Source organism: Niveibacterium sp. (assembly GCF_041909475.1).
Taxonomy (GTDB): Bacteria; Pseudomonadota; Gammaproteobacteria; order Burkholderiales; family Rhodocyclaceae; genus Niveibacterium.
The window spans coordinates 1-23,232 of record NZ_JAYRDJ010000034.1 but is presented as its reverse complement, the minus strand read 5'-3'; the positions used below and the strand labels follow the sequence as shown (position 1 = coordinate 23,232).

The 23,232-nt window shown below is 65.4% G+C and carries 16 protein-coding genes and 1 pseudogene; 7 read left to right on the top strand and 10 right to left on the bottom strand.

The annotated features are described in order from the left end of the window. Window position 1: 1 nt before the first annotated feature. Window positions 2–283: an RnfH family protein gene (locus ACE3P0_RS17575; RefSeq protein WP_374404046.1), complete on the top strand. Its 282-nt coding sequence runs from the start codon at window positions 2–4 to the stop codon at window positions 281–283. A gap of 112 nt (window positions 284–395) precedes the next feature. Continuing rightward, window positions 396–1,307 (top strand): class A beta-lactamase, encoded by a 912-nt coding sequence (gene bla / locus ACE3P0_RS17570; RefSeq protein ID WP_374404045.1) that lies wholly within the window; start codon window positions 396–398, stop codon window positions 1,305–1,307. An 871-nt stretch (window positions 1,308–2,178) separates the two neighbouring features. Here the strand turns inward: bla and ACE3P0_RS17565 are convergent. Beyond that, window positions 2,179–3,495, bottom strand: a complete 1,317-nt coding sequence (locus ACE3P0_RS17565; RefSeq protein WP_374404044.1) for a DUF4397 domain-containing protein — start codon at window positions 3,493–3,495, stop codon at window positions 2,179–2,181. Window positions 3,496–3,678: 183 nt separating this feature from the next. On the opposite strand from ACE3P0_RS17565, the gene ACE3P0_RS17560 reads away from it, so the two are divergent. After that, window positions 3,679–4,299, top strand: coding sequence for a TetR/AcrR family transcriptional regulator (locus ACE3P0_RS17560; RefSeq protein WP_374404043.1), 621 nt, complete (start codon window positions 3,679–3,681; stop codon window positions 4,297–4,299). Between the two features lie 90 nt (window positions 4,300–4,389). Here ACE3P0_RS17560 and ACE3P0_RS17555 read toward each other — a convergent pair. The 7 genes and pseudogenes from ACE3P0_RS17555 to ACE3P0_RS17525 form a co-directional block, all read right to left on the bottom strand. Then, window positions 4,390–5,931 (bottom strand): annotated as a pseudogene (locus tag ACE3P0_RS17555) (cryptochrome/photolyase family protein). Then, a complete protein-coding gene (locus ACE3P0_RS17550; RefSeq protein ID WP_374404042.1) occupies window positions 5,928–7,223 on the bottom strand; it encodes a DASH family cryptochrome in 1,296 nt (431 codons plus the stop codon). The pseudogene ACE3P0_RS17555 and the gene ACE3P0_RS17550 overlap by 4 nt, the downstream one beginning before the upstream one ends. Then, window positions 7,220–7,369 carry a DUF2256 domain-containing protein gene (locus ACE3P0_RS17545; protein WP_374404041.1) on the bottom strand — a complete coding sequence of 50 codons (150 nt, stop codon included), beginning with the start codon at window positions 7,367–7,369 and terminating at the stop codon, window positions 7,220–7,222. Before ACE3P0_RS17545 ends, ACE3P0_RS17550 begins: the two co-directional genes overlap by 4 nt. A 3-nt stretch (window positions 7,370–7,372) precedes the next feature. After that, on the bottom strand, window positions 7,373–8,905 hold the full coding sequence (locus tag ACE3P0_RS17540) for a deoxyribodipyrimidine photo-lyase/cryptochrome family protein (RefSeq protein WP_374404040.1): 1,533 nt from the start codon (window positions 8,903–8,905) through the stop codon (window positions 7,373–7,375). A gap of 128 nt (window positions 8,906–9,033) precedes the next feature. Next, window positions 9,034–9,876: a DUF6671 family protein gene (locus ACE3P0_RS17535; RefSeq protein ID WP_374404039.1), complete on the bottom strand. Its 843-nt coding sequence runs from the start codon at window positions 9,874–9,876 to the stop codon at window positions 9,034–9,036. Then, window positions 9,876–12,446: a YbcC family protein gene (locus tag ACE3P0_RS17530; protein ID WP_374404038.1), complete on the bottom strand. Its 2,571-nt coding sequence runs from the start codon at window positions 12,444–12,446 to the stop codon at window positions 9,876–9,878. The genes ACE3P0_RS17535 and ACE3P0_RS17530 overlap by 1 nt, the downstream gene beginning before the upstream one ends. 26 nt (window positions 12,447–12,472) lie before the next feature. Then, the gene (locus ACE3P0_RS17525) at window positions 12,473–14,044 is read right to left on the bottom strand and encodes an NADH-quinone oxidoreductase subunit L (protein WP_374404037.1); all 1,572 of its coding nucleotides are present in this window, start codon (window positions 14,042–14,044) and stop codon (window positions 12,473–12,475) included. Window positions 14,045–14,143: 99 nt separating this feature from the next. On the opposite strand from ACE3P0_RS17525, the gene ACE3P0_RS17520 reads away from it, so the two are divergent. Next, on the top strand, window positions 14,144–15,022 hold the full coding sequence (locus ACE3P0_RS17520; RefSeq protein ID WP_374404036.1) for a LysR family transcriptional regulator: 879 nt from the start codon (window positions 14,144–14,146) through the stop codon (window positions 15,020–15,022). 163 nt (window positions 15,023–15,185) lie between these two features. Here ACE3P0_RS17520 and ACE3P0_RS17515 read toward each other — a convergent pair whose 3' ends face one another. Further along, a complete protein-coding gene (locus ACE3P0_RS17515) occupies window positions 15,186–16,217 on the bottom strand; it encodes an ethylbenzene dehydrogenase-related protein (RefSeq protein ID WP_374404035.1) in 1,032 nt (343 codons plus the stop codon). 246 nt (window positions 16,218–16,463) lie between these two features. Further along, complete coding sequence (locus ACE3P0_RS17510) at window positions 16,464–17,081, bottom strand: TetR family transcriptional regulator (RefSeq protein ID WP_374404034.1); 618 nt, start codon at window positions 17,079–17,081, stop codon at window positions 16,464–16,466. A 185-nt stretch (window positions 17,082–17,266) separates the two neighbouring features. On the opposite strand from ACE3P0_RS17510, the gene ACE3P0_RS17505 reads away from it, so the two are divergent. The 3 genes from ACE3P0_RS17505 to ACE3P0_RS17495 are packed head-to-tail and all read left to right on the top strand — an operon-like array spanning window position 17,267 to window position 22,999. Beyond that, the gene (locus tag ACE3P0_RS17505; protein WP_374404032.1) at window positions 17,267–18,451 is read left to right on the top strand and encodes an efflux RND transporter periplasmic adaptor subunit; all 1,185 of its coding nucleotides are present in this window, start codon (window positions 17,267–17,269) and stop codon (window positions 18,449–18,451) included. A 10-nt stretch (window positions 18,452–18,461) separates the two neighbouring features. Beyond that, window positions 18,462–21,575, top strand: a complete 3,114-nt coding sequence (locus tag ACE3P0_RS17500) for an efflux RND transporter permease subunit (protein WP_374404031.1) — start codon at window positions 18,462–18,464, stop codon at window positions 21,573–21,575. Beyond that, complete coding sequence (locus tag ACE3P0_RS17495) at window positions 21,572–22,999, top strand: efflux transporter outer membrane subunit (RefSeq protein ID WP_374404030.1); 1,428 nt, start codon at window positions 21,572–21,574, stop codon at window positions 22,997–22,999. Before ACE3P0_RS17500 ends, ACE3P0_RS17495 begins: the two co-directional genes overlap by 4 nt. The last annotated feature ends 233 nt before the right edge of the window (window positions 23,000–23,232 follow it).

Below are 23,232 nucleotides of genomic sequence, written 5' to 3'. Positions count from 1 at the left end.
CATGAAGGTTGCCGTTGCCTACGCCGAAGCGGGGAAGCACGCCTGGCACACGATCGAGGTGCCGGACGATGCGTGCGTGAAGGACGCGATCGAGGGATCCGGTATCTACGCACAGTTTCCGCATATCGACCTCGCAAGCCAGCGGGTCGGGATTTTCGGCAAGGCAGTGAAGCTCGATGCGCCGCTACGCGCCGGTGACCGGGTCGAAATCTATCGCCCGATCAAGTGCGACCCGATGGCCGTGCCGCGCCGCCCCGGTTTCGAACTGGACGACGAGGCCTGACACCGCTCGCGCGTGCGCGACAGCCCTTCACCTTCCGAAACAATTCGGCGGCGGAAATTCGCCGCGTGCCGACTAACATGCCCGGTCCAGGATTTTTTTGGATCGGGCAGCAATGGATAGAAGGGCTTTCATCTGGGCAAGCAGTGTCGCGCTTGCTGCGTTCGCGTCAGACGCCAGCGCGAAGAAAAAGTCACATCAGAAGAAGCCGCATCATCGCAATCGTCACAGCCCGTTCGAGGACATCGAAGCCAAAATCGGCGGGCGGCTCGGCGTGTGCTGCATCGATGCGGAGAGTGGGCGTATTACCGGCTACCGCGAAGGTGAGCGCTTTCCGATGTGCAGCACTTTCAAGTGGCTAGCCGCGGCGGCTGTGCTCGGGCGCGTCGATGCCGGCCAGGAACGGCTGGATCGGCGCATCGCCATTGCGAAGGGCGATCTGCTCGAATGGGCGCCAGTGACGAAGCACCATGTCGGTGGTGAAGGCCTCACCTTGGGCGAGTTGTGTGAGGCCGCAATCACCGAGAGCGACAACACTGCAGCCAACCTGATCCTGCGCGAGATCGGCGGCATTCCGCAATGGAACGCCTATGTCCGGGGCATCGGTGACACGCTGACCCGGCTCGACCGCGGCGAGCCGGAACTCAACGAAGCGCTGCCCGACGACGTGCGCGACACGACAACCCCGGCCGCAATGGCGGTCGATCTGCGTCGCTTGCTGGTTGAAGACAAGTTGAGCGAGGCTTCACGCGCGCAGCTGATGCAATGGATGCTCGCCACCAAGACCAGCGACTACCGCCTGCGCGCCGGCCTGAAGGAGGGCTGGAAGCTCGCCGACAAAACCGGCACCGGCAATGCCTCCACCGGTACTGCCAACGACGTCGGCGTCTACTGGACGCCCGAAGGCAAGCCGATCGTCGTGACCGTGTATCTCACCCAAGCCACGGTCGACCGGACCAAGCAGGAAGCCGTGATCGCCGAAGTGGGTCGCTGGGCACGCGAACCCGGCACGACGCCGGCGGTGTGAGCGGCATGGTTCGCGAGTTGCGTCAACGTAAAGCTAGTCGGCACCGAGGTGCAGCATTTAAGTTCCCGTATTCGGACTTGTTAGCGGCAGCGTTGCAAAGCAAGCTAAGCGTTTCGCCAGTATCTGCTCAGACACTGAAGTTTGAGAAACCAGCAGCCGCTGCCGGAGCAAACCGCATTCAGGATTTTTCCTGCGACAAACGGCGGTGTCTGGCCGTTTGACGATTGAGCCGCCCCACGTTTTCCGCCTTCCAAACGTCAGTCATCATGTCGCCAGTACCTTCTGATTCTGTCGTTCGATCCACTTCCGTAGGCAGGTCGCGGGGGACGAGCTATCCCAAGGATGATTGGAGTGGCAGGGACTTCGGTTGCGTAGAACACGGCGACTAGTTGAGATACATCGCTCGTAGCCTGAGTGCGGCGAACATGGCTGACGTCATGAACCCGTTCCCTCCTTAGGCTGGTGAAGAAGCTCTCGGTCGGGGCAGTGTTCCGGCAGTAGCCTTTGTGCGATATCGACCCGTGCATCCCGCTGGTTGCTAGGCGGGCCTGATGAGCACGGCAGGCGTATTGGCTTCGCCGACCGGATTCAACTTGCCAGCCTTTGCCGCCTCGACTCAGTTGCGCAGCCCCTGCGCAACTAGCTCCAACTCTTGGGCGATTTGGACGATGCTGCCGACCGCGTCGGCTCGCTCGACCGCCCGTTCCTTGAACTCCGCCGTGCACTCTCGTTATGGCATACGTTTCACGTCATTCTTCCTATCACTGCATTGGCCATGCGACGACGTCGGGAGACGAATTTCGTGGGGCCGCTCACGAAACCCGGACGCCACGCATATTGCGTCCGGGTTCGTTTGGCCGTCGAAGATGGATTACCGGTCGGTGAGCAGCTTCAGGGCGAGCGGATTGCTGGCGCTGGGGGCTGTGGAACCGATTGCGATGGCGGTGTAGACCTTGCCAGCTTGGAGCGCGATGCTGGGGCTGGTGAGGGCGGTAGTTGCGGTGCCGGCAACGTTGAGTTTGAAGACGTAGTTTCCGGCGGGCACCTCCAGGTAAGTGCTCGCGGCCTTGAACGGGACGTTGCTGAGCACCTTGGCGTCGTTGGCCAGTACGTCGACGTTCGGCGCATCGGGCGAGGCGTGAATCACGCGAATCCGTGCCTTGTCGGCGACGGTTGTCCGGTCGTCCTCAAGCACCAGCGGTTCGATGCCGGCGAGCAGACCCACGGCGAATACTGAGTACGACTTGCCGCGAGTGAGCGTGGTGTCGGCGTTGATCACCGTGGTGGTCGTGTTGGCAGCGTTCACCTTGAGGTTGTAGTTGCCAGCGAGCAGGCTGAGGTAGCCGGAGTCAGCGGGGAAGGGCACGTTGCTCAAGGTCTTCGCGTCGTTGACCAGCACATCGACAGCCGGTGCATCGGGTGAAGCGTGCATCACCCGTAGCTGCGCTGTGGCATCCGGCAGTTCAAGCTTTGGCGTCGCGCTATCGCGGGTCAGCACAAGCAGGCTGACCGGTGAGTTGCCCGTGCTGTCGGGCACTGCGAGAGCGACCAGATCCATACCTGCAGCCAAGCTCACCGTGCCGGAGTCGTAGGCTACGGTCTTTGTGCCTGCGAGCGTCACGCGGATGCGGTAGTCGCCCGCTTGAACCTGCAGCGCGTCGCTGACCGCCTTGTACGCAGCATTCGCGACTGCCGGCGTTGCACTGGCGAGGTCTGCGGCAGGGGCCGTCACATAGATGTCGACGGCAGGCACATTGGGCGAGGCGTGGCCGGCGCGCAGCTTGAACTTGCCACTCTCAGGCGCGGTTGCGCTTTCGGAGATGACCAGCGGCTCCACCGTGCCACCCGCAAGGCTGCCAACGGCAACGACGGTGGTGTAGCTGTTGGTGGCCAGATCCAGCGTGGCCTTGATTACCTGAGGTGTTGTCGCGCCTTCGGGCGTGACGATGACTTCTGGTTTGCCCGCGTCGACCGTGAGGAACCCGGTGGCGTCCTTGTAAGCCACGCCGCTGAGCGCTTTGGCGCCCGCAAGATAAATGTCGACCTTCGGTGCATCGGCACTTGCATGTACGACGCGCAGGCGCGCCTCGGACTTTGCTGGGGGCGGCGCGGGGTCGTCGTCGCCGCCGCAGGCGGCCAGTACGCTCACCGACGCTGCGGCGATAAGCCAGGAACGGATCGAAATCATGTTGGGCACTCTCCGTTGGTGTTTCGGTGTGGTTGAGTGAGGCCGTCGCCTCGGCTGTGTACTCAAGAATTCACAGAAGTACCGGTACGGATGTAGTTATACTAATCAGTCACAAAATATACAAGTAGGTGTTTATGTGACTGCGTGGGTGAAAGTTGACCGGCTGCGCGCTACAATCGAGCCATGAACGCACCCGCCGCGGCCCGCCCCAGTTTCAAGCAACGCCAGTTCGAAGCGCGTGAAGACGCGATCCTCGACGCGGCGCACCTACTCCTGGCGACGAAGGGCTACGACCAGACCACCGTGGATGAGGTGGCGGCCGAGGTGGGGATTGCGAAGGCGAGCCTCTACAAGCACTTTCCGTCGAAAGAGGCGCTTGCGACGGCGGCGATGAAGCGCACGATCCAGCGCGCGCTGGCGTTCATCGACACCTTGTCGCCGACGCTGGCGGCCGATGAGGCCTTACGTGCGGTGCTTGAGTGGGCGCTGCGTTTGCGCCTGGCGGGTGGTTTGCCGACCTTGCCGTCGAGCAACTCGGCTTTGGTGACAGCGCTTACGCAGGACGAAGCCTATGTGGCGCTGGTGTCCGAGCTGACTGGCCGGCTCGGACTTTGGGTGCAGTTCGGCAAGGCGCTTGGCAAGCTGCGCGCAGACTTGCCGGATGAAGTCATCCTGCTCTCGTTCTACGCACGAACCTGCGATCCGACGATCGACTTCCTCAAGAAAAGCGGCTCGCTGGACGACGAGGCGATCGTCCAGTCGTTGCTGACTGTCTTCTTCGACGGGATTCGGCGAAGCGCCTGATTGCGCTGAACTGCGCGCGAGCTGAAGACGCGCCGACAGCAACATTGCCGATGTGCAGGGGGCGTGCCCTGTTGAATGCGTCGCCTCGCGTCACAAGGTATCGAGCCTGTCCTTCACTGAAGCGGCTTGCGTCCGCAGCGCGTCGAGCTGTGGCGCAGGCATCTTTTGCAGTTGGCGATAGACCAAGGCCAGTCGTGGATTTCGGCCGAGGCTTTCCGACTGCCGCGCGAAGAAATCCCAGTACAGCGCGTTGAACGGGCAGGCGCGTTCGCCGAGCTTCTCCTTCCTGTCGTAGTGGCAGCCCTTGCAGTAGTCGCTCATGCGGTCGATGTAAGCGGCGCTGCTGACGTAGGGCTTGGTGGCGAGGCGGCCGCCGTCGGCGAACTGGCTCATGCCCACGGTGTTGGGCAGCTCAACCCATTCGAAGGCGTCGATGTAGATGCCGAGGTACCAGCGGTGCAGTGCGGCGGGGTCCAGCCCGGCGAGTAGCGCGAAGTTGCCGATCACCATTAGCCGCTGGATGTGGTGCGCCCAGGCACCGTCGAGCGACTGGCCGATCGCGTGCTGCATGCAGCGCATGTGGGTGCGGCCGGTCCAGAACCATTCGGGCAGCGGCGCGTGGTGGTCGAGCGTGTTCTGCGCTTCGTAGCCGGGCATGTGGGCCCAGTAGAAGCCGCGCACATACTCGCGCCAGCCGAGGATCTGGCGCACGAAGCCTTCCACTGCCGCGAGCGGTGCGTGGCCGGCGCGATAGGCGGCTTCAGCGGCGGCGATCACCTCGCGCGGGTGCAGCATCTTCAGGTTCAGCGCGAAGGAGAGTTGCGAGTGAAAGAGGCGGGGGCTGCCGCTGCTCATTGCGTCCTCGAAATCGCCGAAGTGTGGCAGCGCTTCGTCGATGAAGTGCCGGAGCCAGGCGAGCGCTTCGGCCCGATTCAGCGGCCAGCGGAAGTGTTCGGCCTGCGGGGCGCCGAAGCTGTGCACGCCGGCGGCTTCGATCATCTGCCACAACGCACGGTGGTCGTGCTCCGGGCGTCTGTCGGGCGGTGCTGGTGGCGTGCCGGGCCAAGGCTTGCGGTTCTCGGCGTCGAAGTTCCACTGGCCGCCCTCCGGCTCGCCGGCGGCGGTGAGCAGCACCCGGTGGCGTTGGCGCATCGCCCGGTAGAAGTGTTCCATCAGTCACTGCTTGCGCCCGCGAAACTGCTGCGCCACGGTGTCGCGCGCGGTGAGGAAGTGTTCGCTGTCGACCATGGCGGTCTCGAAAGGCTGCTCGGCGGCCCATTCGCGCAGTTGTGCATCCAGCCGCCATTCATCCGGCGCCTGCCATTCGAGGCGGGTTGCGTGGTAGTGCTGCATCAGCGCGGCAAGGTTGTCGGTCACGGACTGCCGGTTGCTCGCGTCATCCAGCGTGATGTAGCGGACGCGGTGGCCGGCCTCGCGCAGCAGGCGCGCGAAGTCGCGCATCGCAGCGAAGATCGCGAGGATCTTCTGCGCGTGGTGCAGCACATAGTCGGTTTCCTGCCGCACCTCCATCAGCACATGCACGACACCCGGATCGCGCTGTGCGAACCAGCTGTGTTCGGGATTGAGCTGATCGCCAAGGATCAGGCGCAGCGTGCGGGCCGGGGCGCTCATGGCAGGCTGCCCCACTGGCGTCGGTAGTAGCCGTCGGGGTCGTAGGTCTCGGCCTGCTTTGCCGGGTTGAAGCGCCGTCCGCCGCGCGGGTCGGTGCCGCGGCCGGCGATGTAGAGCCAGTTTCCGTGATTGCTGTACACGTCGTAGTCGATCAGTTGGGCTTCAAACCAGGCGGCGCCGGCGCGCCAATCGCCGCCGAGGTCGTGGATCAGGTAACTCGCGACGATCTGCCGCATGCGGTTGCTGAGGTAGCCAGTGGCAGCCAGTTCGCGCATGCCGGCGTCGACCAAGGGTTCACCGGTCTCGCTGGCACACCAGCCTGCGAAGGCGTCGGCATTCTGTGGTGGCAGCGGCTGATCTGCGAGGCCGCGCGCCCGGTAGAGCCGCCGGCCGTGCTGCAGATGCAGGAAGCGGAAGTAGTCGCGCCACAGCAGCTCGAACCACAGCCAGTAGCTGCTCTCGTTGGCGCCGGCCTTGGCTTCGAAGCGCCGCAGCTCGGCCATGATCCAGCGGGGCGAGAGGGCGCCGGTGGCGAGCCAGGGCGAGAATTTGCTGGAGCTGTCGATACCCTGCAGCGCGTTGCGAGTGGCCTTGTAGGTGTGGGGCAGACGGCGTGCGAGGTATTGCGCGAGGTGCGCCCGCGCCGCAGGCTCGCCGCCGTCGAAGGCGGGCTCGGCGTAGGGAAAGGCGCTGCGCGGGTCGTTTGCGGGCTGTTCCGTCAAGGGCGCGGGCGCTGCCGGATGAAGATCGCGCGCCGCTTCCGGCCACGGCGGCAGCGCCATGGGTGCAGGCAGTGCCGCGGCCGGCTCAAGGCCCGCGGCCTCAACGGCTTGCCGGAACGCGGTGAAGTGCGCGGGCAAACGGGCTACGGGCCAGGGCAAGTGCTCGGGGGCGAGCAGGCTGCCTTGCCAGACCACTTGCAGATCGAGCCCAGCGGCGCGCAGCGCGGCCTCCTCGTCGCCTTCCTCCGGAGCCGCATGGGCTTCGCACCACACGCTGTCGGCGCCAACGGCGCGAGCGAGCGCGGGCAGCACTTCGGCCGGCGAGCCAGCGCATTCGAGCAAGGGGCAGCCCAACGCCGACAGCTGCGTCGCCAGCGCGCGCACCGCGGCACCACGCCAGTGCTGACGATGCCGTCCGACACGCGGGATGCCCCAGCGGGTTACGGTGCCCGTGGGCAGATGCAGCACCACCGGCAGCAGCCGGTCGGGGCGTCGTGCGAGCGCGGCGTGCAGCACACGCGCATCGTGCAGGCGCAGATCGTTGCGGAACCAGACGATCACCGTGTTCATGCGGCTGCCCCGCCGTGATGGGTTCGGCGGCAGCGTTCGGAGCAGAACTTCACCGCCGCCCAGTCGCGCGCCCATTTCTTGCGCCAGCTGAACGGCCGGCCGCAGTACGTGCAGGTCTTGTGCGGCAGATCGTGTTTCTTGCGCATCGCTCAGAAATCCAGTTCCTGCTGCCGCGCGGCAGCGGCGCCCCTGGGCTTGCGGGCTGCTGGCCGGCGCAATCGGGAGCCGTGCTTCTCAACGATGGTGGCCTTCGCCTCACGCACCTCGGCTTGCGCTCGCAGCGCATGCACACGGGCTTTGGCGGCGCGCATGGCGCCTTCCAGATCCAGCAGCGGCGACGGAATATCTTCGCCAACTCGCACGCCGCAGCGTGCCTGCACATCGGCCGGCATCCGCCAGGGTTCGAACAGCCAGGCATCCGGCACGCGGCGCATCGCTGGCAGCCAGTGGCGTACGAAACGCCCCTGTGGGTCGTGGTCGCGCGCCTGTTTAATCGGGTTGTAGATGCGTGTCGTGTTGATGCCGGTGGTACCCGCCTGCATTTGCATCTGGCTCCAGTGGATGCCGGGCTCGTAGTCGATGAACTGGCGTGCCAGCCACAGCCCCACCGGCCGCCAGTGCAGCCAAAGCGGATAGGCGGCCACCGATACCAGCATCGCGCGCATGCGGAAGTTGAGCCAGCCGGTTTCGCGCAGCATCGCCACGCAGGCGTCCACCATCGGCCAGCCGGTACGGCCGGCGGTGAGCGCGGCAAAGTGGGCCTCGCTCCACTCCGGTTCGCGCAGGCCGTCGTAGCCGCGATGCAGGTTGCGGAATTCCAGTTCCGGTTCCGATTCGAGCTTCTGGATGAAGTGGCAGTGCCAGTGCAGCCGGCTCAGAAAGGCTGCAAGGCCCTGGCGCTGACGGCCGTCGTCCGGCCCGCTCAGCGCCTCGATACGCGCGCGGGTGGCCTGCACCACTTCGCGCATGCCGAGGCAGCCCAGCGCGAGATAGGGCGAGAGCCGCGAGCAGGCGGAGGGCGCCCCCAAGGGCGACGAGATGCCGCCGCGGTATTGCCGGCAGCGTTCATCGAGAAACGCGTGCAGCACGGCCAGCGCCTCGCTGCGGCCGCCGTGCTGGCGCTGCGGTGGCGCGTCCTCGGCGAGCCCGAATCTGCTGCCGGCGGGCCAGCGTTCGGTGGGCCAGGGCAGAAGCCGGCCTTCGATGCAGGCCGGCGTGGGCACCTGCGGCGAATACATCTGGGCCTGCCAGCGCGCATGCCACACATCGCGCGTCGGCAGCCGGCGCACCACGCCATGCTGTGGCCATTCACGCCACACCACGCCGCTTGCGAGGCACCAGCGTGCGACCGCTTTGTCGCGTTCAAAGGTGTGGCCGTTGCCGGTTTCCTCGTGCGAGGCCAGCGTGTGGAAGGGCGCCGCCGCATGTAGCCGGGCGAGCTCCTCGGGCACTTCGCCGATCGCCAGTTGCAAGTCGGCGCCGAGTGCTCGCAGGGCGCGGGCCAGGTCGCGCAGGCTTTCCTGCAGGAAGAGGTAGTGCTGCTGCGCAGCGTCCGGCTGCGCCCAGAGGCTCGGCTCCAGCACATACAGGCACAGCACCGGGCCCTGCTGCGCTGCGTGCGCCAGCGGCGCGTGGTCCGCGATCCGCAGGTCGCGTTTGAACCAGACGACGGTGTAGCTCACATGAAAGCTCCGGGGCGAATCGTGCGTGCATGTGACAGCGATGTTCGTACGCAGGTTCGCGTATTGACCGAGGGTGCGCGTTGCTGCTGTCCGCCGAACACGCCAAAGCGGTCGAGACCCCGCGGTGTTCAGGGGTTGCAGTAGCCGCAGTGCTGCGGCTCGGCGAACTGGCGGTCGGTGCGCGGCCGTGTTTCCTGATGTTCGCAACGAAGGCACTGCCAGGATTCGCTGCGATAGCTGCTGGTCGGCAAGCCGCAGCTCGCGCAGGGCAGCCCCGCTTGTTGCGCGGTGACCCAGTAGCCAGGGGTGGCGCAGCGAGGGCAGAGCGATTGCAAACGCTGCAACAGATCCGCCGCCGCTTTGCCGATTTGCTGCATCCGGCTCGGGTTGGCGAAGGCGCGCAAATCGCTCTCGACGAATACCCGGCCGTTGCTTGCCTTGGCCTTGCATGCTTCGAAGCTGTGTTTGAGCGTCGCCCAATTGGCGATCCCTTTGTGCAGGCGTGCATCGTCCTGACGCTGTGGGCGCAACACGAGGTGGTGCGCGGGAAAGTCATGCTTTGCGGCAAACGCTTCAAGTGCCGCCCAGTCGCCGGTGCTCAACGTGCCGCACCGCCCCGGCCCTTGGGCGATGCCAACGATTTCGATTTGCAGCCTGTCGTCGATCAGCACCAACATCTCGATGTTCCAGGTGAAGAGGCCGGTGAACGGATCGGGCCCGAAACTGCCTTCGCTTGCGAGCCCGATCGGTGAACCGGACAGCGACATGCCGATGCGCGCCTTTTTCCGCGCAGCGTCGAGCTGGCTGCCTTCGCGCGGCGTGTCACGCGTGAAGGTGCCCAGCTGGTCGGTGTCGAAACCGGTCACGAGCTCGATCTTGCAGCCGAGCGCGGGTTCGAGCACCGGTGCGATCACCGCCTCCTTGCCGTGCTGTGTCAGCAGGGCAAGCCGCTGTCCTGCATAAGGCGCCATCAGGCTGCCTCCAGGCCGAGCGCTTTCCACTGCCCCTGTGCGTAGCGACGCAGCGTCGGCGAGCCGAGGTGCCACAGGTGCAGCCAGCCGTTGTCGAGCAGCTGGCGTACTACGGCGTGCTTGGCGATGACCCGCTCGATCTCTGCGCGCGGCGCGTCGATCACGACGGTGAGCCGAAGCGGTTCATGTACCCAGCGCTCGCCATCGTGCAGCGACTGGCGCGACAGCCCGATGCGCAGATCGCCGCCGTTACCTTCGAAGACGCCGATCGTGCCGCCGACGACGTTGTGCAGCACCTTGTTGCCGCTGCCCAGATGCTCCGGATCGCAGGTGGAGGCGTGGTACTGCCAGTTGATCCAGTGCGTGACCAGCATCGGCGCGGTCATCAGCAGTTCCAGCACGCTGCCATCGATATCCTGCGTGGCGTCGTAGTCGTGCAGGAAGCTGCGCCCCTCCAGCGTGAGCCCGCGTGTGCGCGCCCGCGGCGCGATGATGAAGGCTGCGTTGCCCGCCAGCCCCCACTCGGGCCGCGTCTGGGCGCCGTCGTTGGCGCGCCGGCGCAGTTGCGTCAGCAGCGCGTCACGCGGCGTGGCGGGATCAAACCCGAGGCCTGGCGCGCGTTCGCGGCGCACGCTGTCCGAAGCCTCGGACAAGGTGGCCTGAAGCCCGTCCCAGCGCGCGCGGGCCTCGCTTGGGAGCAGGTCGAGGTCGAAGCCCTCGATCTCGTCCGTGGTGGTGTTGTGCAGGGCGGCGACGAAGCGCGTGTCGGCGGGGATCGCGATGCCGCGCGCCAGCAGGCCAGCCCGTACCGATTTCTCGTTGAGCAGCAGCGCCAGACTGCGTGCGTTGACCTCACCGGTCTGCCCGCAGCAGGCGCCGCAATCCAGCGCCGCAGCGTGTGCGTTGTTGGCCGACTGACTGCCATGCCCGACCAGCAGTACCAGCGGTGCCAAGTGGTGTTCGAGCCCCATGGCATGCAGCACACGGGCTGCGAGTGAGACTTTGGTATCGACATCGAGCGTGTTGAGCAGGGGCCTGCACACGGCGCGATAGCGGTTTGGCAGGCCGCTCAGGTCGTCGCGCTGCCTTGCTTGCGCCGAAGGCCGCAACCACCTGCCGAGCTTGCCGAGGTAAGCGATGCCGGCGGCCTCGACAAACGAGAAGGCGGCGCCCGGCCAGCGGCTCGCTGCCTGCCACTGGGCGGTGAGCCCGAGGCGCTCGCGCCGGCCGCGTGCGGCGGCGGCTTCTGCGGCATCGTCGGGGCTGCCTGCTTCGCCGGGCGCCGAATAGACGCGGTCGGTGACTTCCATGGCGGGCGCCAGCAGGCCGGGGAGTTGCGGGCGACGCGCGCTGCTGGCGAGTGGCGTATAGGCGACCGGCAGCCCGAAGAAGCCGGCGAACCCGATCGTGTGCACGGCAGGCGAGGCGGCTTCAAGCGCGCGGCGCATGGGTTCGCTCCGCACGTCGATACAGAACGCGGCCTGGACTTCGATCGCGGGCTGCGTGGGCGCGGTTCTTGTCACCGTGGCGAGCTTCTTTGCGAGCTGGCGCTGGTAGCCGGCTTCGAGCGCAAGTTGCCAGACTTCATCCACCACGAAACCGGCTTCCGCTTCGTCAAGCTGCGCGGCGGCACGGTGCCAGGACGCCTGCAGGGCGGCGAAGGCAAGGCGGGTGCTCGCGTCGTCCTTGCAGTCGAGCAGCACCGCACCCCATGCGAGGCGGATCGCAAGCAGGTCACGCAGGTTCGGGTCTTCACGCCCTTCCTGGCGGGCCTGCCAGCCCTGGTAAGCACACCAGGAGGCCCAGCCGTTCACGGTCAGCAGCACCGCTTCCAGGTAGTCGGCCCACACCGATTCGGGCAGCCCCAGTTGGCGCAGTGCCCAGCGTTCCGCGTCCAGGCGCGTGGCGGGCAGCACATCGAGCCGCCGCCCCAGATCGGGCAGACCCATCAGCAGGCCGATGCCGTGGTCGTGTTGCAGCGTGTCGCGCCAGAAAGCATAAAGGCCCTGATCGCGACTCGGCTGCCAATCGGCCTGGTGAGCATCGAAGTACGCAGCGCAGGTCTGGCTGACCTGGTGGGTGATCGCCTGGCGCCAGGAGAGGCGCGTGTGCCGCGCCGGATCATTGTCGAGCGTGTCGATCAGCAGCGGCAGGCGTGCCGGCAAGCCGTTGCGCTGCAGGGCGTCGATGCACTGCTTGGCTGTGAGCGAGCCGGCGACTTCGCCTATGGTGGCCAGCGCTGCATCGAGGTCGGCGCGTGTGATGCGGCCTTCGTCCCAAGCCTGCCGCTGCGCCTCGCGTGACGGGAACACACGGATACCGCCGAGCACCGCCATGCGTGCCGCAACCCGCCGCAGTGGCATACCGATGCGCGACCAGTGCGGATTCACCGCGATCGCGCGGTCCAGCGGCCAAGCGGGTGCGATGGTGCTGCATGCCTGTGCGCAGGCCGCTTCGATTTGCGCGTTGATTGCCTGTTCGCCTTGCGCCGAATCGGGCGCTCGCCGCGTGTCGGGAGCCGGCTTCTGCCGGCTTGTCTGCGTCGGTCCGGGAAGTTGCAGCGTGTCCATGTTCGTCTCCAGCAGGGGCATCGGGATCAGGCTTCGGCGCGGGCCGTTGCGGCGGCGCGATGGCCGTCGTGTGACGCAGGCGCCCAGCGCGTCGGCCACAGCCTCAAGGCGAGGCGGGTGTAGGACTCGTCGAGATAGAGGCCGGCGTAGCTCCAGCGCCGGCTGCGTGCGAGCGCTGCGGGGCGGCGCTGAACAGCAACGAGCCAGCCGTGCAGGCAAACCATGCCGAGCAGGGCAACAAGCCCCGCTGCGGTATCCGGACGATTCGCCGTGCCTAGCGGCAGTTCGTGCGCCAGCATTGCCACGGCGGTGAGACCCGCCACCATTGAAACGCCGGCCAGATAGTGAAGCGCGGTCTGGCGGAGGGTTTGACCGTTCCCTTGCGGCAGCCACAGCAGGGGCGCCCAGGCAAGGGCCAGTACGACACTCCACCACCATGGCCAGGCGTTATCGTGGAACACCGCGAGCACCGCAAACACGCTTGCTGCGGCCATTGCGGGCGCGAGCGCCAGGCTCAACGCTACAGGCGAGCGCATGTCGTAGAGCGCCTGGATGCGGGTGTCCTGCACGGTGGCGGAGGCCGACAGGAAGGTGTGCGCCTTGTACAGCGAGTGACCGATCAGGTGCAGGGCCGCGAGTGTGTAGAGCCCCAGTCCGCATTCGAGCACCATGAAACCCATCTGCGCCGCGGTCGACCAGGCCAGTCGAACCTTGATGCTGATACGGGTCAGCATCACCATGCCCGCCAGCACGGCGGTGCCAAGGCCAAAGGCAACCAGCAGCCAGCGCGCTGCGGCGGCGTGTTCGAGCAGTGGCGAAAAACGGATCAGTACGTAGCCACCGAGGTTGACCACACCCGCGTGGAGCAGGGCCGATACCGGCGTTGGCGCCTCCATGACCTGAATCAGCCAGCCATGCACGGGCAACAGGGCGGTGCGAAGCACCACTGCGAGCACCAGGCAAACCGCGCTGAGTTGCAGAGCCGTCGAGGCGCCCTCGCGGGCGAGGTGTGCCCAGAGATCCGACAAGGAACCGCTACCGACCACCCACCAGGCAAGTGCCGCAGCACTGAGCAGCAAAACATCCGCGAGCCGATCCGCTAGCCGCTTCTTGAACGCCGCCAACTGGGCGAACGGGCGGTTCGGGTAAAAACACAGCAGCTGTTGCAGCGCGACACCGACCATCGCCCAGGCCAGGATCAAGACGATCCAGTGATCCGCCAGCAACAGCATATGCACGGCCGCCAGTACGCCCGCGAGCGCGGCCAGATAGCGCTGCTGACCCGACTCACCCTGCAGGTAGCGGAACGAGAACGCACCGATCAGTGTGCCGAGGAGTTGCACCAGTACAGCGAGCCAGCCCCCCAGCAATGGCGCAGCCAGCCAGGGCAGGGGCGACGCTGCCGCGCTTGTGCTTGCGATGCCGCGCAGCGCGAGCCCGCAGCCCGCGGCGAGCAATGCTGTTGCGCACAGTGCGAGAAACCCTTGCCATGCCCGCACGCGAGACACGCTTGGCAGCAGGGGCAGCGCGATGCCCAGCACCATCAGCGCGAGGGGCGACAGCAGGCAGAAGATGAATACTTGGGGGAGGAGTTCCATGGCAGCGTCTCTTGATCCAAAACGTTGCCGAATCTTGCGTTGTGGTTGTTGTTCTGTAAATTACAATGATCCGAACGAAATAATCGATAAAACAGAACAATGAAGCTTGAGCTGCTGAACTTCCATCATCTCTTCTACTTCTGGCGCGTGGCGCGGCTGGGGCATCTGACACGTGCGGCGGCTGAGCTCCACACCTCGCAGTCCGCGCTGTCGGCGCAGATCCGCCAGTTCGAGGACCGGCTCGGCGAACCCTTGTTCATACGTCAGGGGCGGCGCCTGCAGCTCACCGACACCGGGCAGCTGGTGCTTTCGTACGCGGAAGACATCTTCGGCCTGGGCCAGGAGATGCTGGGCAGGTTGGATGGGCGGAGCGAAGGGCTGATCCGCTTGCGCGTGGGCAGCGTGGCGACCTTGTCGCGGAACTATCAGGAGAACTGGATCCGCCCCGCGCTTGCTGATCCAACGGTTGTGCTGACGCTTGAGTCGGGCGTGCTGGAAGGTCTGCTGACTCGTCTTCTGCAGCATCAGCTTGATGTAGTACTGGCAAACGAGACCGTGCCCTCGGATGCCGATCGGCCGTTGCATTGCCGCTTTCTCGGCAGCCAATCGATCTCGCTGGTCGGGCCCGCGAGCGTCTGGAAAGGCCGCACCCTGCGCATCCCGGACGATCTCGATGGCCTCGATATCGCACTGCCGGGGCCACGACACGCTTTACGCACGCAGTTCGACGCGCTGTGTGCCTCTGCTGGCGCGAGGCCGCGGCTGCGTGCGGAAGTGGACGACATGGCGATGCTGCGACTGATCGCGCGCGACAGCGGATGGCTGACGGTGCTGCCGGAAGTGGTGGTGCAGGATGAACTGCGGGCTGGCGTGCTGGTAACGGTCGGCCAATCGACGCAGTTGCAGGAGCGCTTTTACGCGATCACCACGCCGCGCCGACACCGCATCGAGGCCCTGGAGCGCCTGCTCGCCCAGTAGGCGCTGTACGCAGAGGGGGGAGGCAATGCCGCATCGTCACCCGCTCGGCGCGCTCAGCCGCGCACGCGAATGCGGTGGTGCGTACCAGTCGAGCGCCAGCAAAAAGGGGCGGAGATTGCACTCCGCCCCCGTGTTTGATTCAGGCTGTGTTTGCCGGCGCGGGCTAGCGGGCAAACCGCAGGATGACCGGCCCTTTGTGGATCGCGTGCCGTACCTGCGAATTGTCGAAAGCGGCGAAACCAAAGTAGTAGGCCGCATCGAGATCCTTGAACTGAACATCGTAAGGCGAGGCAGTGGTCAGCTTGCGCGCGACGACATAGGTCCATTTTCCGTCCGCCCACGCGCCGGCGCCGGTCAGATTGCCGCGGTCGCCGGTGAATTTGCTGACGACGACCGACGCGACTTCATCTCCGGCCACAAACTTCGCGTCGTCGAACGGCACGCGGTCTTCAAGCCGGATCCAGTAGCTGCCGCCCTTGTTGGCTGCCTTGCCGTCCTTGTTCATGAACTCCGGTTTGCCGTTGACGAGTTTGACCTCGTCATAGCCGCCGCCAGTGCTGGCGTCGGACTTGCGGCCCGAGTCGGGTGCCTTGTCCTTGTCGTAGCGGGTGCTGTCGACATACTGGTTGTCCGGCTGGCCGAGCGACACGCCGCCACGGACGCTGCGCATCTGCCAGATGTCGCCGATCTCCCCGGCGTTCTTCGTGTACTTGTTGCCGTAGGGCTTCGTCGTCACCTCGTCGTGGCAGGCGGCGTAGCAGCCGCGCTTCTTGAAGCCCCTGATCGACGACTCGTCGATGTTCCAGAAGATGGCCCACTTATCCTCGTAGTAGCGGTTGTTGTCACCGCCCTTGTCGTTCGGATCGGTCAGGCGCTTCCATGAACCATCGCTTTGCTTCTGGTAAGGGCTGTAGCGATAGGACTGGCTCGGATCGTCGTAGGTGAACATCAGATACAGCGTGTCGCTTGTGTAGACCGCCTTGATGTTCGCGGTGGTCTTGCCATCCGCAAAGCCCGATCCGCTGTGCATGTGAATCGTCACCGGCTTGGCCGCTGACCACGCGGGGTCAGCAGCCAGCCGTTCGAGAACAGGGCCTTGTTCGACCTTCTGGGCAAGCAGGAAGCGTTCTGCGCTGGCGTCCAGAGAAATCAGTAAAGATGCCGCAACCAGGGAATGCTTGAGGAGCGTTTTCATTTGGAAATGTCCGGTCGGCTGAGAAGTCTGATCAGCCAAGGCTATGCCCTTGTCGAACCGGAACGTTGAGCGGCATCAATTGTCACGAGCACGACAATGTGCTTGCGCGTTTGCGTGTGACGTAGGGCCTGCACCAGAGCGTCGTTCAACGCAAAGTACTGATGCGTCAGCACATCGCGGGGTGCCTGAAGGCGCTGACGCCGGCCAAGACGCAGCCCGAGTTGTGCTGTCGTAGCGGCGGGGCGGTCAGGCCCGGCGCATCGCGATATGCGTGCGGATCATGTCGCGCGCCGAGGTGCGGAACTCGTTGTCTTCACGGTCGACGATCCACAGCCGAACCAGACCGAACAGAAACGCATAGGTGTCGCGCGCCATCGCATCTGGCGCAAGCCCGGGGCGCAGGCAGCCCTTATCAGCGGCTCTCTGATAAGCGATGTGCAGGCGTTCGCTCAGATCGTGCGAGCGGCGCATCACGCATTTGAGCGCTTCGCCGAGTTCGCCGGTGTATTCGCACTTATTGATCAGCACTTCAAGCGTTTGCCGCGTGGTCAGGTCCGATTCCAGGCGCTCGACGTAGGTCATCAGGAAGCACTCGATGGCGCCGAGCGGATCGGAGCCGGCATCGACCTGCAGCGCTGCTTCGAGCACGTCCATCAGCGGCATCGCCACGTCGTCTCGCAGTGCGACGAAGAGTTGCGCCTTGTTCTCGAAGTGCCAGTAGACCGCGCCGCGCGTAACGCCCGCAGCGGCCGCGATCTGTTCCAGCGATGTGCGGCTGACGCCGCGTTCGGAAAACACGTTGCGCGCGGCGTTGATGATGTCGCGCCGCGTTTGCTGCATGTCTTCCTTGGTCTTGCGTGCCATGTGTGACTCACCGATGAGATTGCTTGTAATTATACATCCGTGAATGTATAAATTCGCCTTTTCCAGATCGGCCCATGCGCTACCCCGCAAAGGGCCGGCAACGCCGCATCTGACCCGCTAGGCTGAAGCTATCGCTCAGCCCCCGCGGGGCGGCCTGAAGCATAAAACCCCTCGAGGAGCTCCGGATGTCCGTCCGTCGCACGATTTCGCCGCAGCGTCGCGGCACGCCGCTACCCGCTTTCTCCGCTGTTTTGCTCGCGCTCACGATGTCGGCCTGCGCCCCTAAGGACCAGGCCGGTGGGCCGCCGCAGGGGCCGTTGCCGGTCGGCGCCATTGCAGTGGAAGCGACCAGCGCACCGGTATGGGTGGAGGCGGTTGGCCAGACCGAAGGTGCGCGCGAAGTAGAGGTGCGCGCGCGCGTTGGCGGCGTGCTCGTCAAACGCGGTTACGAGGAAGGTGTGGCCGTCCGTGAGGGCCAGTCGCTCTTCGAGATCGACCGCGCACCGCTTGAGGCAACCCTGTCCAGCGCCCGTGCGCAGGCCGCCGATGCGGCCAACAAGCTGGAGCAGGCGACGCGTGAGCTGGCCCGGACCCGTGGCCTTTCCTCGCAGGATGCCGTGGCGCGCAAGGAACTGGACGACGCCGTCACCGCCGAAGCCACTGCCCGTGCGCAGCAACAGGCAGCGCAGGCGAGCTTGCGTACCGCGGAACTCAATCTCGGCTATGCGGCCGTGCCGGCACCGGTGTCCGGTATCAGCGGGCGAGCCTTGAAATCTGAAGGCAACCTCGTGGCGGTCGGCGACAGCCTGACGACGGTTGTGCAACTCGATCCGATCAAGGTGCGTTTTGCCTTGTCCGACTCGGATCAGGCGGGCTTCCCTGGCGGCCGTTTCGACCCGCGCAAGGTGCAAGGTGTGCAGATCGTGTTGCCGGACGGCAGCCTCTATGGCGGCAAAGGTTCGTTGGACTTCGCGGCGACCCAGATCGACCCGAAGCTCGGCACGCGTTCCCTGCGTGCAGCCTTCCCGAACCCTGATGCAGCCGTACTGCCGGGCCAGTTCGTGCGCGTGAAGCTGCAGGTCGGTACCCGCGACGGGGTGTTCCGCGTGCCGCAGTCGGCGGTGGTGCAGACGGATCAGGGCTTCATCGTGATGACGGCGGGCGAGGGCGACAAGGTTGCGCCGCGGCCAGTGCAGGTGGGCAGTTGGGAGGGCAAGGACTGGATCATCACCGGCGGCCTGAAAGCGGGCGACAAGGTGATCGTGGATAACCTGATCAAGCTGCGCCCCGGCATGCCGGTGAAGCCGATGCCTCCTGGTGCGATGCCTCCGGCGGCGCCCGGTGCTGCCGCCGGCAAGAAGCAAGGCTGAGGGCTGATCGATGTTTGCTCAGTTCTTCATTCGAAGGCCCATTTTCGCAACGGTGATCTCCTTGGTCATCGTCATTGCGGGCATCGTGGCGGCGCGCGCGCTGCCGATTTCGCAGTATCCGGCGATCACGCCGCCGACCGTACAGATCATCGCTTCCTACCCGGGCGCGTCAGCCGAGACGCTTGCGCGCACCGTCGCAGCGCCGATCGAGGAGCAACTCAACGGGGTCGAAGGGCTCGTCTACTACACCTCGAGCGCGAGTTCGAGCGGGTCGCTGACGATCACCGCGACCTTCGAGGTCGGCACCAATCCCGACTACGCAACGATCAACACGAACAACAAGGTCAACGCGGTGCTGCCGCGCTTGCCGGACGACGTGCGCCGCAACGGCGTGATCGTGCAGAAGAGCTCGACCGAGATCCTGCTCGTCGCTTCGCTGGTGTCGCCGGACAAGTCGCGTGATGCGCTGTTCCTGTCCAACTATGCGTCGTTGAACATTGTTGATGAACTCAAGCGTACGCCGGGTGTCGGCAGCGTCACGATCTTCGGCGCGCAGGATTACTCGATGCGCGTGTGGCTGAAGCCGGACCGCATGGCGCAACTGGGTGTGACCACCGCAGACATTGCCGCGGCACTGGCCGCGCAGAACGCGCAGTACTCGGCCGGCAAGATCGGCGCAGCGCCTGCCGTGCCAGGGCAGCAGCTCGCCTACACCGTCACCGCGCGCGGCCGCCTGCTGGAACCCGCGCAGTTCGGCAACATCATCCTGCGTGCCGGCGGGCCTGACGGCTACCTGCGCCTGAAGGACGTGGCGCGCGTGGAACTTGCCGCGCAGAACTACGACGCCTTCACGACGCTCGACGGCAACCCCTCGATCGGCATGGCAATCTTCCTGCAGACCGGCGCCAACGCGCTGGATGTCGGCAACGCCGTGAAGGCGAAGATGTCGGAGTTCGAGAAGACGCTGCCGAAGGGCGTCGCCTACATGATTCCGTACGACACCACGGTGTTCGTGCAGGCATCGATTCACGAAGTCGTGATGACGCTGCTTGAGGCGAGCCTGCTGGTGATCGTGGTGGTCTTCGTATTCCTGCAAAGCTGGCGCGCCACGCTGATTCCGATGCTGGCGGTGCCGGTGTCGCTGATCGGCGCGTTTGCCGGTTTGTGGATCTTCAACTTTTCGATCAACACGCTGACCTTGTTCGCGATGGTGCTGGCGATCGGTATCGTCGTGGACGATGCGATCGTGGTGCTGGAAAACGTCGAGCGCCTGATGATCGAGAAGGGGCTTTCGCCCCGCGAGGCGGCCGCGGAAGCGATGCGCGAAGTAGCCAGCGCGGTTGTCGCGATCGTGCTGGTGCTGTGCTCGGTGTTCGTGCCGGTGGCCTTCCTTGGTGGTATCGCGGGCCAGCTGTACAAGCAGTTCGCGGTGACGGTGGCGGTGTCGGTGGTGATCTCGGGCCTGGTTGCGCTGACGCTTACCCCCGCGCTGTGCGCCTTGCTGCTCAAGCCCATGCACGAGGAAACGCGCGGTTTCTTCGCCGGCTTCAACCACTTCTTCACGCGCTTCACGCGCAGCTACACCGATACCGTGTCCTTCACGCTGCGGCACCGCGTGGCCTCGGTTGCGGGCTACCTCGCGGTGATCGTGATCGCTGGGCTGCTGCTCGCCCGTATCCCAGGCAGCTTCGTGCCGCCGGAGGATCAGGGCTATGTGTTCGGTTCGGTGATCCTGCCCGATGGCGCATCGCTGGAGCGCACCGCCAAAACCGGTGAGGCGCTGCGGCAGACGCTGCAGAAGCATCCGGCCGTTGAGCATGTGTTTGTCGTGAATGGTTTCGACCTGATCGGCGGCGGCAACAAGAGCAACACGGCCACCGTGTTCGTTCGCCTGAAACCGTGGGACGACCGTACTGCAACGTCCGACGACATCGTCAAGACGATCTTCGGCGCCGGCATGATGCAGAAAGACGGCATGGCGATCGCCTTCAACCCGCCGGCCATTCGTGGTCTTGGCGCCGCAGGCGGTTTCGAGGCCTACGTGCAGAGCCGCGGCTCGGACGACCCGAAGAGGCTGCAGGAGGTGATGGGCGCGTTCGTCGAGGCGCTCAAGCAGAACAAGCAGCTCACCGGCATCAACACCTTCTTCCGTCCGACCTCGCCGCAGTTGCATGTGGAGGTGGACGAAGACAAGGCGCTCGCACTGGGCGTGCCGGTGGGTGAGGTGTTTGTCGCGCTGCAGAGCACGATCGGCACCTACTACGTGAACGACTTCAACAAATTCGGCCGCACCTACCGGGTGCAGATGCAGGCCGATGCGCCGTACCGCATGAAGCCGGAAGACGTTGGCAAAGCCTGGGTGCGTGCGAATAACGGCAACATGATTCCGCTCTCCGCGCTGACGCGCACCACGCGGATGACCGGTGCCGAAACGCTGGACCGCTTCAACGGTTACCTCGCCGCCAAGGTGCTGGGCAATGGCGCGCCGGGCGTGAGTTCCGGCGAAGCGATCCGCATCGTCGAGGCCACCGCCGCGAAGGTGCTGCCGGAGGGCTACCAGCTTGCCTGGACCGGGCAGGCCTACCAGGAGAAGCGCACCGGCTCCACCTCGATCGCCGCGTTCGCGTTCGGCCTGATCATGGTGTTCCTGATCCTCGCGGCGCAGTTCGAGCGCTGGTCGCTGCCGCTCGGCGTCGTGATGGCGATTCCGTTCGCGATGCTCGGTGCGCTGGTCGCGATTCTGGTGCGCGGCTTCCCGAACGACATCTACTTCCAGATTGGTCTCGTCGTACTGGTGGGCCTCGCGGCGAAGAACGCGATTCTGATCGTCGAGTTCGCCTCACAACAGATGGAAGCCGGCATGAACGCGATCGACGCTGCGCTGGAAGCGGCCCGCCTGCGCTTCCGGCCAATCGTGATGACCTCGCTCGCTTTCGTGCTTGGCATGGTGCCGCTGGTCTTCGCGACCGGTGCCGGCGCCGCGGCGCGCCGATCGATGGGTACTGGCGTGTTCGGCGGCATGATCGCCGCCACCTTCATCGCGACGCTATTTGTGCCGCTTTTCTTCATCTGGCTGACCGCCCGTCACAAGGTGGTCGCCCGCAACGCCGGAGACAACGCATGAGCGCCCGGATGACCGTGATTGCAGCGGCGCTGCTTGGCCTTGCCGGCTGCGCCGTTGGCCCAGACTATCAGCGCCCGCAGGGCGTGTTGCCCGATCAGTTCGCGACGCCGCCGACCGCACAGGGCAATGATGCCCCGACGCTCGCGGACGGTTGGTGGCAGGCCTTCGGCGACGCCGAACTCAATGCGCTGGTCGAACGCGCGCTGAAGGATTCGGCCGATGTGCGGATCGCTCTGGCTCGCATCGAACAGGCCGATGCGGTGATGCAGCAGGCCGGCGCCGCGCTGTTCCCCGAGATCGATCTCAACGGCAATGCCTCGCGCATCTCGCCAAGCCGCGGCACCTGGACGTCCAACAAACTCACCCCGCGCCCGTACAACGACTTCAAGCTCAACGGCCTGATGGTGGCCTACGAGCTGGACTTCTGGGGCAAGTTCCGCCGCGCACGCGAAGCGGCGATTGCGCAGGCGAGCGGCAGCCGGCTCTATCGCGATACGGTGAGGCTGACGCTCGCCGGCAGCGTCGCCAGCGGCTATGTCAGCCTGCGCAGCCTTGATACCCAACTCGCCAGCAGCCGCGCGAGCCTGAAAACGCGTGAAGCGGCGGTGGCGATTGCGCAGCACCGCTACGAAGCCGGCAAGGTTTCCGCGCTCGACGTGCAGCAGGCTGAAAGTGCGCGCGCTGCACTGGAAGCTCAGGTGTCGGTGCTGACGCAGCAACGCGAATTGCAGTTGCATCAGCTGGGACTGCTCGTCGGCGCGCCCGAACTCGACATCGCGCCGCGCGACGATCTGCGAACCCTTCCGCTGCCGCCCGTGCCTCCGGCTGGCCTGCCCGCAGATCTGCTCGATCGCCGGCCGGATGTCCGCCAGGCCGAACAATCGCTGATCTCCTACAACGCGCAGATCGGCGTCGCCAAGGCGGCGCTGTTCCCGAGCATCTCGTTGACCGGCCTCTTCGGCGGGGAGAGTTCGGATCTCTCCAATCTGTTCAAGTCAAGTTCCAGCCTGTGGTCGGCCAGCGCCGTCGTCAACCTGCCGGTGTTCGACGCAGGCTATCGCCTTGGCAAACTCGACCAGGCGACGGCGGTACAGAAAGAGGCGCTTGAGCAGTACCGCAAAACCGCACAGACGGCCTACCGCGAAGTTCTCGACGCCTTGGTGAGCCTGCGTCAGACCAGCGTCACCGAGCAAGCTCGCGAAGCACAGATGAAGGCCGCCGCGAACGCCGAACGGATCTCGCGCGCCCGCTACGAAGCGGGCTCGGCGGCGTTCCTCGAGTTGCTCGACGCACAACGTTCGAGCAACGATGCACAGATCGCATTCATCCAGGCGCGTGAGGCACGGCTTGACGCATCCGTCGCGTTCTTCAAGGCGCTGGGCGGGGGATGGGGCAACGTTGCTCTGGCTGTGGTGCAGAAGTAGAGGCGGCGGCAATCCCAAAAACTGGGCTGTAGCACGATTTATTTCCTGTCGGCGGCGCTCGCGTGGCTCCCCTTGCTTGCTTTGTGCTTTGACGGTGCGGCCGCAGCATGAACGAACGGAAATTCAGCAAGTGGCTAACGTTGAAAGTAACCGGCACCGGAGCGCGGCGGAGGGAACCAAACTGCGCAGCAGTTTGGTGTCCGGTTGACTGCACTGTTAGAACGGACCGGCAG